The 13,711-nt window shown below is 56.5% G+C and carries 14 protein-coding genes; 6 read left to right on the forward strand and 8 right to left on the reverse strand.

Features of this window, described 5'->3' with window-relative positions; translation table 11 throughout:
• The first annotated feature begins 118 nt into the window (after positions 1-118).
• Positions 119-3,163, forward strand: coding sequence for a YhgE/Pip domain-containing protein (locus F591_RS0110995; RefSeq protein ID WP_026326534.1), 3,045 nt, complete (start codon positions 119-121; stop codon positions 3,161-3,163).
• Between the two features lie 82 nt (positions 3,164-3,245).
• On the opposite strand, the gene F591_RS32790 is transcribed toward F591_RS0110995, so the two are convergent.
• The 4 genes from F591_RS32790 to F591_RS0111010 form a co-directional block, all read right to left on the reverse strand.
• Entirely contained in the window at positions 3,246-3,494 is a 249-nt protein-coding gene (locus tag F591_RS32790) for an Lrp/AsnC ligand binding domain-containing protein (protein ID WP_245581025.1), read from the reverse strand.
• A gap of 49 nt (positions 3,495-3,543) precedes the next feature.
• On the reverse strand, positions 3,544-3,696 hold the full coding sequence (locus F591_RS33535; protein WP_425414353.1) for an AsnC family transcriptional regulator: 153 nt from the start codon (positions 3,694-3,696) through the stop codon (positions 3,544-3,546).
• Positions 3,697-3,810: 114 nt separating this feature from the next.
• A complete protein-coding gene (locus F591_RS0111005) occupies positions 3,811-4,125 on the reverse strand; it encodes a metal-sulfur cluster assembly factor (RefSeq protein ID WP_019534654.1) in 315 nt (104 codons plus the stop codon).
• Positions 4,126-4,189: 64 nt separating this feature from the next.
• Positions 4,190-4,669, reverse strand: a complete 480-nt coding sequence (locus tag F591_RS0111010) for a MarR family winged helix-turn-helix transcriptional regulator (RefSeq protein ID WP_019534655.1) — start codon at positions 4,667-4,669, stop codon at positions 4,190-4,192.
• 160 nt (positions 4,670-4,829) lie between these two features.
• Here F591_RS0111010 and F591_RS0111015 point away from each other — a divergent pair, with 160 nt between their 5' ends.
• From F591_RS0111015 to F591_RS0111030, 4 genes are all read left to right on the forward strand, one after another.
• Positions 4,830-5,468, forward strand: coding sequence for an HlyD family efflux transporter periplasmic adaptor subunit (locus F591_RS0111015; protein WP_019534656.1), 639 nt, complete (start codon positions 4,830-4,832; stop codon positions 5,466-5,468).
• Between the two features lie 69 nt (positions 5,469-5,537).
• Positions 5,538-7,163 (forward strand): DHA2 family efflux MFS transporter permease subunit, encoded by a 1,626-nt coding sequence (locus tag F591_RS0111020; protein ID WP_019534657.1) that lies wholly within the window; start codon positions 5,538-5,540, stop codon positions 7,161-7,163.
• Between the two features lie 39 nt (positions 7,164-7,202).
• Entirely contained in the window at positions 7,203-7,730 is a 528-nt protein-coding gene (locus tag F591_RS0111025; protein WP_019534658.1) for an NAD(P)H-dependent oxidoreductase, read from the forward strand.
• Between the two features lie 36 nt (positions 7,731-7,766).
• Positions 7,767-8,447: a hypothetical protein gene (locus tag F591_RS0111030; RefSeq protein WP_019534659.1), complete on the forward strand. Its 681-nt coding sequence runs from the start codon at positions 7,767-7,769 to the stop codon at positions 8,445-8,447.
• 234 nt (positions 8,448-8,681) lie between these two features.
• Here the strand turns inward: F591_RS0111030 and F591_RS0111040 are convergent, their stop codons facing one another.
• On the reverse strand, positions 8,682-9,443 hold the full coding sequence (locus F591_RS0111040; protein ID WP_019534661.1) for a DeoR/GlpR family DNA-binding transcription regulator: 762 nt from the start codon (positions 9,441-9,443) through the stop codon (positions 8,682-8,684).
• A 274-nt stretch (positions 9,444-9,717) separates the two neighbouring features.
• Here F591_RS0111040 and F591_RS0111045 point away from each other — a divergent pair, with 274 nt between their 5' ends.
• Entirely contained in the window at positions 9,718-10,554 is an 837-nt protein-coding gene (locus F591_RS0111045) for a glycerophosphodiester phosphodiesterase (RefSeq protein ID WP_019534662.1), read from the forward strand.
• Between the two features lie 369 nt (positions 10,555-10,923).
• Here F591_RS0111045 and F591_RS0111055 read toward each other — a convergent pair whose 3' ends face one another.
• The 3 genes from F591_RS0111055 to F591_RS0111065 are packed head-to-tail and all read right to left on the reverse strand — an operon-like array spanning position 10,924 to position 13,701.
• Positions 10,924-11,688: an SDR family NAD(P)-dependent oxidoreductase gene (locus F591_RS0111055; protein WP_019534663.1), complete on the reverse strand. Its 765-nt coding sequence runs from the start codon at positions 11,686-11,688 to the stop codon at positions 10,924-10,926.
• Positions 11,689-11,727: 39 nt separating this feature from the next.
• The gene (locus F591_RS0111060) at positions 11,728-13,233 is read right to left on the reverse strand and encodes a tripartite tricarboxylate transporter permease (protein ID WP_019534664.1); all 1,506 of its coding nucleotides are present in this window, start codon (positions 13,231-13,233) and stop codon (positions 11,728-11,730) included.
• A gap of 3 nt (positions 13,234-13,236) precedes the next feature.
• On the reverse strand, positions 13,237-13,701 hold the full coding sequence (locus tag F591_RS0111065; RefSeq protein WP_019534665.1) for a tripartite tricarboxylate transporter TctB family protein: 465 nt from the start codon (positions 13,699-13,701) through the stop codon (positions 13,237-13,239).
• Between the last annotated feature and the right edge of the window lie 10 nt (positions 13,702-13,711).

Below are 13,711 nucleotides of genomic sequence, written 5' to 3' on the forward strand. Positions count from 1 at the left end.
ATCAGGTACTATATTTTAATGATCAACAGACGGGAGACTCGGCTCGTATGAACTTCGCGGATGGAGAGACGGAGCATTGTACGGCCAATAGAGAGAGAAAAATGGGAGATTGGACAATATGAAAAACATTTTGAAAATTTTCGGTACAGATTTAAGAAATATAGCAAGGAATCCGGCAGCTTTGATCGTCATAGCTGCTGTTGTCTTTTTACCGTCACTGTACGCCTGGTTTAACATTATTTCCTCGTGGGACCCTTACTCCAATACGAAGGACGTCCCCATTGCCGTTTCCAATATGGACCGCGGGACGACATTGGAAGGCAAGGAACTGCGGGTTGGCGATGAAATTATTAAATCGCTGGAGGAAAATGATAAGCTGGGCTGGGTATTCGTAGACGAGCAAGAGGCGCTGCGCGGGGTGGAGCAAGGCGATTACTATGCCGGAATCGTCATCCCGGAAGATTTCTCGGAGAAGATTACATCCGTCTTGACGAGCAACCCGGAGAAGCCGGAATTGGATTATTTTATTAATGAAAAAATAAATGCCATTGCGCCTAAGGTGACATCGGCCGGCGCATCCGGCATTGTCGAGAACGTCAGCAGCCACTTCGTCAAGGTGGCCAATGGCGCGATATTCAAAGCCTTTAACGAGATGGGTATAGAAATCGAACAAAATCTTCCTGCCATGGAGCGGATGAAGAAGCTGGTCTTCCAGCTCGAGGCCGATTTGCCGGAAATCGAGCGGATGATCCAGCTTGCACAGACGGACCTGGACAAGGCCGAGCTTATCGTGGGCAAGGTGGATGAAGGGCTGGGCAAAGTTAAGGAGATAGGGCAGCATGCCGAGACGCTGGGCCAGCAATTCGAGCAATTGCTTTACGAAGGGGACAGTGTCATAAGGGGATATGCTCCGGCTATTCAGGCCGATCTGCAGACGCTTCAGGAGGTTGCCCGGATGACGGGCGAGCTGACAGATGTGCTGATCGCTTCGGATATCAACGCGGATACCCTATTAAGCGGATTAGGGCAGGCCATGGAGCTTATCGATAAAGGTTCGGCAGGGTTGGAAAGGCTGACGGATGTGTTGAAATCGATCGATACTCTGGTGACGGAGGAAGGAAAGCTGCAGGAGGCTATCCAGGCGCTGATCACGGCCCATGACCGGCTGGGGCAATTAAAGAATGCCATGGCTGCCGCAGTCCGTGTGCTTAATCAGGGAGAAGAACCGGCACGGGAGCTGATTCAACGAATCCATGACCTTGCCGGGGAAGCAGATCGTCTGATCGGCCAGCTTATTCAGCTTCACGACAATCAAATTCTTCCCGCTCTGCAGGAAGCTGTCGAGAAGGCGAAGCAGGGAGCGCCGAAGCTTAAAGAAGGGCTTACTCAACTGCAGGGGAAGGTTCAGGCGGGCGAGCAGGCGGTGGAGAAGCTGCTGGACATGCCGTTCGATGCCGAACGTGCCAAACAAGATTTGGAGAAGGTCACCTCATGGGTCGATGCCGGCCATACGGTAACAGGGCGATTAATCAACGGGCTGGAGCGGCTTGACGCATTGACGGGCAAAGACCTTCTGCAGCATCCCGTTACGGTGCTTAAGGAAGTCCAGAAGCGTCTGGAGAATACGAAGGAAAGACTGGATCAAGCGCTGCAATTGATCGAGAACGGACAGCAGCCTGCGAAGGAGCTGCTTGAGGATATCACGGGGCTGCTCAAGGAGACGGATCGCCTGCTTGGGGAGGTTATTCAAGCCTACGACCCCGTTGTCATTCCGGCATTGCAGGAGGCGTTGAACCGAGCGGCGGAGCTTGACAAGCAAGTAAGGGCGGAGATGGATAAGCTGCAGGAAGCAGCGCGGAAGACCGTCACCCTGACGGACAAGATTCTGTCTATAGATACCGGCAAGGTGAGAACGAAGCTGCTGGAAGGGATGGCCCGAATCGATCGCGGCCAGGCTGCTATAGGCCGTCTGATCGGTGCGTTGGATCAAGCCCAGACAGCCGTGAAGGATGGAGCGCTGCGCGATGCCGCAGAACGGCTGGAAGCCATACAAGGGCGCCTTCAAACATTGAAGGAAGTGCTGGCCAAGGCTTATGAGGCGGTAGAGGAAGGCGGAGAGCCTGCAGCAGAGCTCGTTCAACGTGTCAACGAGCTGTCCAAGCAAATCGATCAATCGGTCGGAGAGCTGGTGGAGCTGTACGAGACCAAGCTCGCTCCGGCTTTCGATGAGGCGTCTGCGGCCGCACAGCAAACGGTGCGCAAGGCCAACAACGTTATTCACGAAGCCAATGAGGCTCTGCCGGATATTGAGAATCTTCTGTTGAAGGCCGGTGAGGGAGTCGAATTGGGGCAGAAGGAAATTGCTCAAATTCGCGATAAATTTCCCGCTGCCCAAACCAAGCTGAAGGAGATTGCCGACCGTATCCGCGACTTTGAGAAGAACGGGACACTCGATCAGATCATGGACCTGTTAAGCCTGGATGCCGAGAAGGAAAGCGACTTCTTCTCCCATCCGATTAAGCTTGAGGAGCACAAGCTGTTCCCGATTCCTAACTATGGTTCGGCCATGTCACCGTTTTTCACTACCTTGTCATTATGGGTCGGCGCTCTGCTGCTCGTCTCGCTGTTAAGGGCCGATGTGGAGAACAAGCAGGACTATAAGAGCTACGAGGTTTATTTCGGCCGTTTCTTCACCTTCCTGACATTGGGGCTGGGGCAGTCGCTTATCGTTACGCTGGGGGATATCTTCCTGCTGAAAACCTATGTAGTCGACAAGGTCTGGTTTGTATTGTTCGGGCTGTTGATTAGCGCAGTATTCGTAATGATCGTCTATACGCTTGTTTCCGTATTCGGCAATGTGGGCAAAGCTTTGTCGATCATTCTGCTGGTGCTTCAACTGTCCGGTTCCGGGGGAACATTCCCAATCCAGATGGCACCGGAATTTTTCCAGAAAATTCATCCGTTCCTGCCCTTCACGCATGCAATCACCATAATGCGGGAGGCGGTGGGCGGATTGTTGTGGAGCGTCGCCGGGAAGCATGCGCTTATTCTATTCATTTATGTAGGAATCGCATTTCTAATGGGCGTCGCCCTGAAAAAAACATTTAACAAATCGAGCGACAAATTTTTGGAGAAAGCCAAAGAAAGCAAGCTGATTCTATAACGGATAAACGGCCGCCGTATCGTCGACAGAGATAATCTCGACGGAAATACGGCGGCCGTTCTTTATTGTCAGACCGATCAGTTTAAATCAGCAGGCCTCCCCGCTCTTTATACCGTGCGATCAGAACCTCGCTCTGAACATCCACGATGCCTTCAATCGCCTGCAGCTTCTTGAGATATTGTTCGGCGTGCTCAGGATTGTCCAGCAGGGCATGAACATGCAGATGAGGTTTGCCGCTCATCTGATACACGTTCGTAATTTCTTCCGCAGAGATCAATTCATCGGCCACCTGCTGCAGCTTGGGCCATTCTACTTCAATGTTAAAGAACATGGACAGCATTTTTCCCGCTTTAAGAGGATTAACGATGATCGTAAAACGGTCAATGACCCCATCGTTGATTAATTCGTTGATCCGCTCCCGCACGGCCGCGCGGGATCACGAGACGCCCCAGCTCCGCGTTGCTCAAGCGCCCGTTTTCCGATAAATATTTCAAGATCAGGGTATCGGTTTTATCCAGGTTTTTAAATTGCATATCATCATTCCTTAAGGTTGAATTTAGCTTTTATTATAACATTTTGTGCCGGAGGAATGGCTATATGCCTTTAGTTTAAGGTGTTTAGATCGCCTATTTTTATCCATTGGCCTTCTAGACCATCGTCTGCCGGCGTTTAAATTCCTCGATGGCCTGATCGTTCATGCGGGCCGGCGTCCAGGCAGGCTCCCAAACGAGCTGGACATTCACCTGGTTGACGCCGTCAATGGCGCTGACTTTCTCCTGAACCTCGCCGACAATCTCGTCCGCCAGCGGGCATTCCGGCACGGTCAACGTCATCCGGATGTTGACATTATTCTTATCGTCGATGTCTACGTTATACACGAGTCCCATATCAACGATATTGATATGAACCTCCGGGTCCAAAATGTCCTCCAGCACAGACCATACTTTGTTTTCCAAGCTCACGGCATCATAAGCCCCCTACCCTCGCATTTAAGCAGCGCTTATGCGATTAGGTTGCTTCCGTGCTTCATATCTTATCCGATTTCGAATGAATTTTCCGTTCCAGCTGGGCGGAAATTTTGCCGACGATGCGAAACAGCTGCTCGCGCTCTTCTCCCGTCAGCGGCTCCAGCATCTCCTTGATCAGCCTGTTGCGCGCTTGCATCGTTTCGACGAGCAGACGGCGGCCCTGCTCCGAAAGCATAGTTCGTACGGTGCGGCGGTCCTCCTCGCTGCGGAGGCGAACGATCAGCCCGTCTTCCTCAAGCTGGTTCAGGGCGATCGTCGTCGCTCCGGACGACAGCTGCAGCTTCCGGGCGATATCCATCACCATGCAGGGCTCGTGGCGAAAGACCGTTTTTAAAATATGAAACTTCGTCGGATTCATCCGGAAGGGCGAGTCGCCGTGTGTCGTTTCGAGCACCTTCATTTTATAGCTTAAAAACATTTCGGTCATATGGTCGATCGCTTCAAAATGGTTGGCCAGTTCCTCGGTAATATCTCCCATTTCCGCTCTCCTCCCGCCAATATTTTCGCAAAATGCCTATAAAAGCAGTATACAGGATGACTTTGCTCGTTGTGTTCCTTTTTTTTATATGCTAAAGTGTTTCCGATACTAAATAACTTTATCACAAAGTAATTCATTTCATTAATAATGGAGGGAACCGATGATGAAAGGTCGCTTGTTTTTGGTCAACTTTGTTGGCGTCTTGGTGATCGTTGCGCTCGTCCTGGGCGGATTTTATTACTATACCCAGTCGTCCCAATATATTAAAACCGAAGATGCCCGCGTAGCCGGGGATATGATGGCGGTGACGGCGCCGGCGGCCGGCAAGCTGTCGAGCTGGAACGGCAAGGAAGGGGCTGTCGTGACGAAAAACGGCGGGGTAGGCCAAATCGACGGAGACGGCGAACCGCTGTCTGTGGTCGCCCCGATCGGCGGAACCATCGTCAAGAATGAAGCTCGGGAAGGACAAGCCGTGCAGACCGGACAGGCGCTCGCCGAAGTGATCGATATGCACAACTTGTATGTGCTGGCCAATATCGACGAGACGGACATTAAAGATATCGAGATCGGATCGTCTGTGGACGTGACGGTGGACGGCGACCCGGGCACGATCATCAAAGGGAAGGTCGAAGAGATCGGGTATGTGACGAACTCGGTTTTTTCGCTGCTGCCGGCGAGCAACACTAGCGGCAACTACAGCAAGGTGACGCAAAAGGTGCAGGTGAAAATTTCGATCGCCAATTATGCCGATACGGTGCTGCCGGGGATGAACGCCAAGGTAGTCATTGCGAAAAAATAGCTGCCGGCTCATCACACCGGTGTTTGATGCCGCTAACGGTTTATGATCTTAAGGAAAGGAGAATCGTCTATGGAATCCAACAGCGCGGCTTCTCCCGCGGAAGGTGGGGGCGGCGTCTCCCGTCACATCCCGCTGCTCGTCGTGCTTATGCTGGGATTGTTTCTGGCAATCCTGAACCAGACGCTGCTGAACGTCGCTCTGCCGCATATGATGACGGACTTCGGCGTCACGACGACGACCATTCAGTGGCTGCTGACCGGTTACATGCTCGTCAACGGGATATTGATTCCGCTGTCCGCATTTCTGATCGAACGCTTCGGAGTGCGGCGTCTGTTTTTGATGGCGATGCTTTCGTTTACCGTCGGGGCGCTCATCTGCAGCATGGCTTCGCATTTTTCGGTGATGCTGATCGGCCGCCTTATTCAGGCTGTCGGCGGCGGGGTGCTGACGCCGCTCGTTATGAGCGTTATTTTGTACATTTTCCCGCCGGAAATGCGGGGCAAAGGCATGGGCTTATTCGGCCTGGCCATGATGTTCGCGCCGGCCGTCGGGCCGACCTTGTCCGGCTGGGTTGTGCAGTATTACGATTGGCATCTTTTGTTTTCGGGGATGATACCTTTAGGCGTCATCGTGCTGCTGATCGCATTTTTTACGCTGAAAAACATCGAGGAGCCGAGGCAGATCAAGCTCGATTACTTCGGAACAGTTACCTCTCTGCTCGGCGTCGGATCGCTGCTGTACGGCCTCAGCGAAGCCGGCTCGAAGGGATGGTCCGATCCCGCGGTTATCGCTTTTATCGCCGCGGGCGCCGTGCTGGTTGTGGCATTTGTGATCCAGCAGGCGCGGTCGGACAAGCCGATGCTCGATATGCGCGTGTTCCGGTACGGCGTATTCTCTTTGTCGACCGTCATCAACGTGTTCGTGACGGCAAGCATGTTCGCCGGCATGATTTTGCTGCCCGTGTACCTGCAAAATTTGCGCGGGTTTACGCCGCTCGATTCCGGCCTGCTCATGCTGCCCGGCGCGCTGGTCATGATGGTTATGTCGCCGGTCTCCGGCGTGCTGTTCGATAAGGTCGGGCCGCGGCCGCTTGCCGTGATCGGGATGATTATTACGACGGTCACCACGTTCGCTTTTACGAAGCTGACGCTGGAGACGTCCTACAGCTACATCGTCCTGCTGTACATGATTCGTTACTTCGGCATGTCGCTGCTGATGATGCCGATCATGACGGCGGGCATGAACCAGCTGCCGCGGCAGCTGGCCAATCACGGCACGGCGATGTCCAATACGCTGCGGCAAATTAGCGGCTCGGTCGGGACGAGCCTGGTGACGACGATCTTTACGATGCGCACGAACGCGCACTATGCCGCCTATGCCGACCGGATGAATACGCAGGACCCGGGGTTCATGGATTCGTTCCGTTCGCTCGTGCAGAGCATGGCGGCTTCCGGACATATGCCGGCCGCGGAGGCGCAGGCTCGCGCCGTCTCGACGCTCGCCGGACAGGCGCAGCTTCATTCAACGGTGATGGGCATCAACGACGCCTTCTTCTGGACATCGATCGTCTCGGTCGTCGGGCTGGCCCTCAGCGTGTTCCTGCGGGATGTGCGCAAAGATCCGAAGGTCACGATAAGGAAGGCGGAGCCCGGGGCTGAAGCGATCCTGCTGCCGGCTGCCTCTCAGACCAGGTAAGGTATGACGGAAGGAGCCTTTTCGAAAGGAGACATTCGCATGAAAATATATATTGTGTACGACAGCGAGGGCGGCCATACGGAAGCGTTGGCCGAGGCGATCGCGGAGGGCGCTGCTGGCGTAGCGGGCGCCGAAGTATTCGTCCATGACGTGAAATCGGCGAATGTATACGAGTTGGCCGACATGGACGCGATCCTGTGGGGCTGCCCGGGCCATTTCGGCACGATCAGCGCCGGCTTGAAAGCCTGGATCGACAAGCTTGGGTACTTGTGGGCGGAAGGTAAGCTGGTCGATAAAATTGGTGCGGTCTTCTGTACGACGGCGACGGAACACGGCGGACTGGAATCGACGATGACCAGCTTGATTACACCGATGCTGCACCAGGGGATGATCGTCGTCGGCCTGCCGGGAAGCGTGCCGGAGAATGCGACGTACGGCTCTTATTATGGCGTCGGCGTCACTTGTCCGGTAGACCAGAAGGAACCGATCAGCGAGAAAGGGCAGGCGCTGGGTAGAGCGCTCGGCGTAAGGGTCGCGGAGGTAACCCGTCGATTTGCACGCAGGTAGTTTCTTATGAGCGGCCTGTTGGAAGGAGGGTAAGCGATGGTTATGTTCATAGCCAGCGTGGCGGTCGGGCTGATCTTGATCGTCGCGCTGCTGGTATATAATATGCAGGCGTTCACGTCTTCCCCTCCGCGAAGAAGCGAGCGGCAATATCCGCTCGATCCGTCTCCCGCAGAGGAGCCGGTCAGCGCTCGCGGCATCGAAGCGAAGGCGGAGGGAGCTGGCTTGTCCCATGTTCGCCAGGCGGGGGACCAGGAGCCGCCGAGCGCCGCGACGGAAGCGGCTGGGAACGCAGAAGCGGCAGCGGTGTCCGGCACGGTCGATGCACCCCGGGCGATAGAGGCGGCGCCGAGCGGGGCGATAGTGGGGGCTGAGAGGGGCGAAGCGGAAGAGGTCCCCTCAGCAGGGGCGGAGGCCGTGTCTGGGGAAGCGGCGCCATTTTGGACGGCAGCGGCGTCCGTAGGGGTGGCCGAAGTGAACCGAGCATCCCGGGCGTCGGAAGCAGCCGGAGTCCCCGCCCCCGGCTCCGCTCAGAACTATGACGGCAGAGTCTCCGCAGACAGCGAATACCGCGAGGCTATACGCCGCCGGCTTCAGCCTCAGCAGCCGGAGAAAGCGTCGGAGCCGGCTGCACAGGAAGCGGCGGCGGACGCTCCGATGAGCGACGGCGATTACCGTTCGGCGCTGCGCCGATTCGGGAGCCGGGGGAAGCGGGACTAGCAGGAGCAGGCGGGGCGTCCAGGCCGGCGTCCGGGCCGGATAAATGCTCGGCCATCTTGAAGCGCCGGGGCGTACGGACGAAAACGGGCTACGGCGTTCATCTGCGCAAGGCTTCATGCGGCGGTAAGCACAACGACCCGCAAGCGATTTCGTCCGGCGTCCTGATCGAGCGCAACGGGCATAAAAAGAAAAACCGCCCAATTCGCGGACGGTTCTCATTTATGAAGCTTACGCTCAGACGGTGATCACATTGACGCCGGCTTCCCGGAACGATTCGACCTGCAGCCCGGAAGCTTCCGAGCCGGTAATGAACGTATGGATGTCCTCGATTGGCGCGACGTTGTGGAGCGAAACTTTCCCGATCTTCGTATCGTCGGCGACGACGATGATTTCCTGGGAAGCGCGGATCATCCACTGCTTGGTCGGCACAAGCAGCGCCTCCGGATGGGTCAGCCCGAACTTCGGATGGATGGCGGGGGTGCCGATAAAAGCTTTCTGCACATGCAGCGACTTGAGCATCTGATCGGTGTACATGCCGTTCAGCATGAAGCTGGCGTGATACAGCGTACCCCCGGTGACGATCACGGTGATATCCGTCGAATCGCGAAGGCTGGCGGCGATGTTGATATCGTTCGTGACGACGGTAATGTTGGAGCGGCCGATCAAATGCTGGGCGATATGCATCGTCGTCGTCCCCGAGTCAAGAATTACGTGATCGCCGTCTTCGATGAGCGATGCCGCATATTTGCCGATGCGAATCTTCTGATCAAGCTGATCGCTGACCCGGTCCTTGAAGGCCGGCTCGATATTGGCCCCTTTATCGACAATGACGCCGCCGTGCGTTCGGCGCAGCAGCCCTTCCTGTTCAATCTCTGCGAGATCCCTGCGAATGGTAGCCTCATGCACCTGGAATTCCTTGGCCAGAGCGCTGACGGTCGCTACATTCTTCTGTTTGACATATTCGACAATGCGCTGTTTTCTCTCCGCTGCAAGCATGGAAATCCCCCGATCTCAAGCTTTCCCGGCAGCGGAAGGCCGGATTGCTTGGAATTGTACGATTCTGCTCATTTTGAGCTTTTCCTTGAAAATAGACCATTTTCGGCAAAGTGTCAAGTGACTTACATCATCTGCACAATATCTACATATTTTTTTAACAAACGGAATGCTTGACAGGGCAAAGCTAACGTTTGTAATATGAACTAAAACGAGCATTTTCGAGCATTAAATTTGTAATTGCGAGCAAATAAATCGAGAGGAGCGGCGAATTTCGATGGCGCATGAATCGCAACAAGTATTTTGGCAGGCTCACCGGGGAGGAGGGGCGTATGAGGCTCCGGATAATACGATGGGAGCGAATCGGTATGCCTGGGGCTTAGGGGGGATCCCCGAAGCCGACATCCGCACGACCAAGGACGGCGTCATCGTCTGTCTGCACGACGCCACCCCGGCAAGAACGACAACGGCTCCGGATTCGGTCAAGGATCGGCCCATTACCGAACTCACATTCGATGAAGTTCGGCAGTGGGATGCGGGGGTCAAGTTTGCGGAATCGTTCAAGGGCGAGCGGATTCCTTCGCTGGAAGAGATGTTCATGGAGATGAAGGGCAGACCGGAGCGCATGGCCTATCTTGATTTGAAGGAGGTTGATTTGACGCGGCTGGGGGAGCTGATCGACCGCTACGAGGTGAACGAACAGATCATCTTTACTCACAACGTGCAGGACAATTGCGAGCGAATGAAAGAGATCGCGGCGGGCGTCAAGAGCATGCTGTGGATCGGGGGCACGCCGGAGCGGATCGAGCGGTCGTTCCGCAAGGCAAGCGAATCCGGATTCCGCGGGCTGGATCAGGTGCAGCTACATCTGAACACGAATGACGCCGCGGCCGATTGGCCGTATGCGCTGAACGAGGCATTCGTGCGGGCGGCGCTGGAAGAGACGGCGGCTGCCGGGATCGATCTGGAGGTGCTGCCGTTCGCCTTCGACGAGCGCTCCATTCACCGCCTGCTCGACCTCGGCCTGCGCTGGTTCGCCACCGACGAGCCCGCCAAATTCGTGCGAAGCGTAAAATCGTGGCCGGCTGCGGGAGCGGCGAAGGCGGCGGAGTGAACGGGGGGGAGGGAAGCTTTCGAGGGCGACTGGCGCATGGCATGAAGTTGCGACCTCTTCTTGAGGGAGGAATGAATCGATTGAACGACAGCCATCGCACTTCCTGCGGCTCGATATGCGTGCCGTATCCAAGAGGCTTGTCCGGAAAATGCAGCATGCCTTGATCGGCTCCGAACGGTTATATCCGGCCTCCGATGACGAGCCGTCCTTCCCTCCGCGCGCAGCATTGTAATAGAATTGCAATCTGATTTTCATCTCTCTTTAAGGTAACGGGACTATACTAAGAATCGACCCCTTTTGATATATATATATATTCGAAAACCCACGGCGCAATGGCTGTGGGTCTCTTTTTTGGCTATCGATCATGGTTTACCGCATATAAGCGCCGCCGTTCACCTCGATCGTCTCCCCGGTAATGAAATCGGACAGAGGAGATACGAGGAACAGCACCGCATTCGCCACATCCTCAGGCTCCCCCTGCCGGTTCAGAGGGGTGCCGGCAATCATCGCGCGCCTCGCTTCCTCGGAGGTCAGCTGTTCATGAAACCGCGTGTTGCCGATAAAGCCCGGGGAGACGCAGTTGACCCGGATGCCGTGAGCGGCTGCTTCCTTGGCCAGCCCCTTCGTGTAGGCGATGACGGCCGCCTTGCTCGCGGCGTATATGCTGGCGCCCGGACCGCCGCCATGGTGAGCTGCGACGGAGGACATATTCACGATGTAGCCGCAGCGCCTTGCAATCATTCCCGGCAGGACGGCTTTGGACAAAAACACGGCGCTTTTCAGGTTCAGATCCATCACTTGCCCATAGAGCGATTCCGTCATATCGGCGTTGGCCAGCCGTTCCAGCATATGCCCCGCGTTGTTGACGAGGATATCGACCGTACCGAGCTCCGCTTCGACCTGCCGAACCAGCGCGTCGATCTGCGCGTTCGAGGTGACGTCCGCTTGAAACAACCGGGCGATTCCGCCTTGTCCGCCAATGTCCCGAACCACTTCCTCAGCCTGCTCCCGGTTGCGGTGATAATTGACGGCGACCCAGGCTCCGGCCGCCGCCAGTGTGCGGGCAATGGCCGCCCCGATGCCCGAGCTTGCGCCGGTCACCAGCGCGGTTTTGTTCGTCAAATCGATGTTCATCCTTTAAATACCTCCGTTTATTCGGTAATCTGAGACCTCTTACATTTCTACATCCGCCGCCAGTCCCGTACGCTTCTTCCGAAAGCCGGACACGATGCCCGCGACCATGATGACAACGGCGATGACCAGGATGGTGCCGGAGATCGGCCGCGCGAACAGGCCGAGGAACGAGCCGTCCAACAGTTTGAGCGATTGCAGCAGCGAGCTTTCCATCATTTTGCCGAGCACGAAAGTGAGCACGATCGGGGCCATCGGAATATCGGTCTTCTTCATCAAATACCCCAGGAGGCCGAACGCGATCATAACCCCTACGTCGAACAGGCTGTTGTTCGCCGTATAGGCGCCGACGACGGATATGACCAGGATCGTCGGATACAGCAGCTTGGGCGGGATCATGGCGATCCTGGCCCACCAGCCGGCCAGCGGCAGATTCATGATCAACAGCAGCAGGTTGCCGACGAACATGCTGGCGATAACGCCCCATACGAAAACCGGGTTATGGTCGAACAGCGTAGGGCCCGGCGTCAGGCCGTGCATCATGAACGCGCCCAAAATAATCGCGATCGTCGGAGAGCTCGGAATGCCGAGCGTAAACAGCGGAATCAAAGCGCCGCCGCAGTACGAGTTGTTGGCCGTCTCCGGACCGGCTACGCCCTCCAGCGCCCCTTTGCCGAAGCGCGACGGGTCCTTGGCCATCTTTTTCTCCAGCGAATAAGACAGCAGGGCAGGGATGACCGAGTTCGTTCCCGGAATGAGGCCGATCAGGAAGCCGAGCACCGTTCCCCGGCCGATCGCCTGCATGTTCGGACCCCATTCCTCCTTGCGGGGAAGCATCTTTTGCAGCTTGGGAGGCTTGCCTGCGGAAGCCATATTCTCCATGCCGAGCAAAATTTCCGACAAGCCGAATAGCCCCATCGCCACGATGACGAAATCGATGCCGTTCATCAGAAAAGGGCTGTCCATCGTGTAGCGCAGCGTGCCCGACATCGGATCGATGCCGACCATGGCCAGATTCAGCCCCAGAAAAGCGGAGATCAGGCCGCGAATGACCGATTTGCCCATCAAGCCGATGACGGTCGACAAGCCGAGCACCATTAAGGCGAAAAATTCGGGCGGGCCGAAATGCAGCGCCCACTGCGCCAGGGGCGGGCCGACGAAGATTAAGCCAACAATGGAGAGCGTCCCGCCGACGAAAGAGCCGATCGCGGCCACTCCGAGCGCCGCGCCCGCCCGACCTTGCTTGGCCAGCGGGCTGCCGTCCAGGCACGTAATGACGGAAGCCGCCTCCCCGGGCGTATTGATGAGCACGGAGGTGATCGTCCCTCCGTACATCGCCCCGTAATAGATGCCGCACAGCATGATGATCGCCGATACCGGCTCCATCCCGAAGGTGATCGGCAGCAGCACGGCCACCCCGGTCGTCGGACCAAGGCCCGGCAGCACGCCGATCAGCATGCCGATGGTGACGCCGATGAGGCAGTACAGCAGGTTCCAGCCATTTAAAGCGGTTGCAAATCCTTCTGCGATCGTCTGAAAATCCGGCATCGCTCACCCGCCCCCTTCCCATAATCGGCCCGTCGGCAGCGGTACATCCAGCCAACTGCTGAACACCAAATAAATGAGCAGGTTGACCGATAGCGCGATGGCTGCCGCGCGCGGCCACGAATACGAAAGGGCCAGCAGCAGCGCCGTCATCAGGAAGCCGGTCGCAACGAAGCCGAGCCACGATACGGCGACGACAAAACCGGCTGCCGAGGCCGGCACGGCAAGCACCTGCCGCAGGTCCTTGCCCTTCGGCATCACCTCGGACCACAGGATCGGACGGCGCAGCGTGCCGAGCATGTAGAGCAGCGCCAGCAGCAGGAACGAGCCGCTGAGCCATCTGGGGAACAAGCCCGGCCCCGGCCCGAGGCTGCTGTAATACTCGAAGGACCAGGACTGCCAGAACATCCAGCCGGACAAGGCGAGCAGCAGGAGCGACATGAAGAAACTCACATTGTGCCTTAGTTTCATGGAAAACCTC

Source organism: Paenibacillus ginsengihumi DSM 21568, assembly GCF_000380965.1.
Classification (GTDB): domain Bacteria; phylum Bacillota; class Bacilli; order Paenibacillales; family NBRC-103111; genus Paenibacillus_G; species Paenibacillus_G ginsengihumi.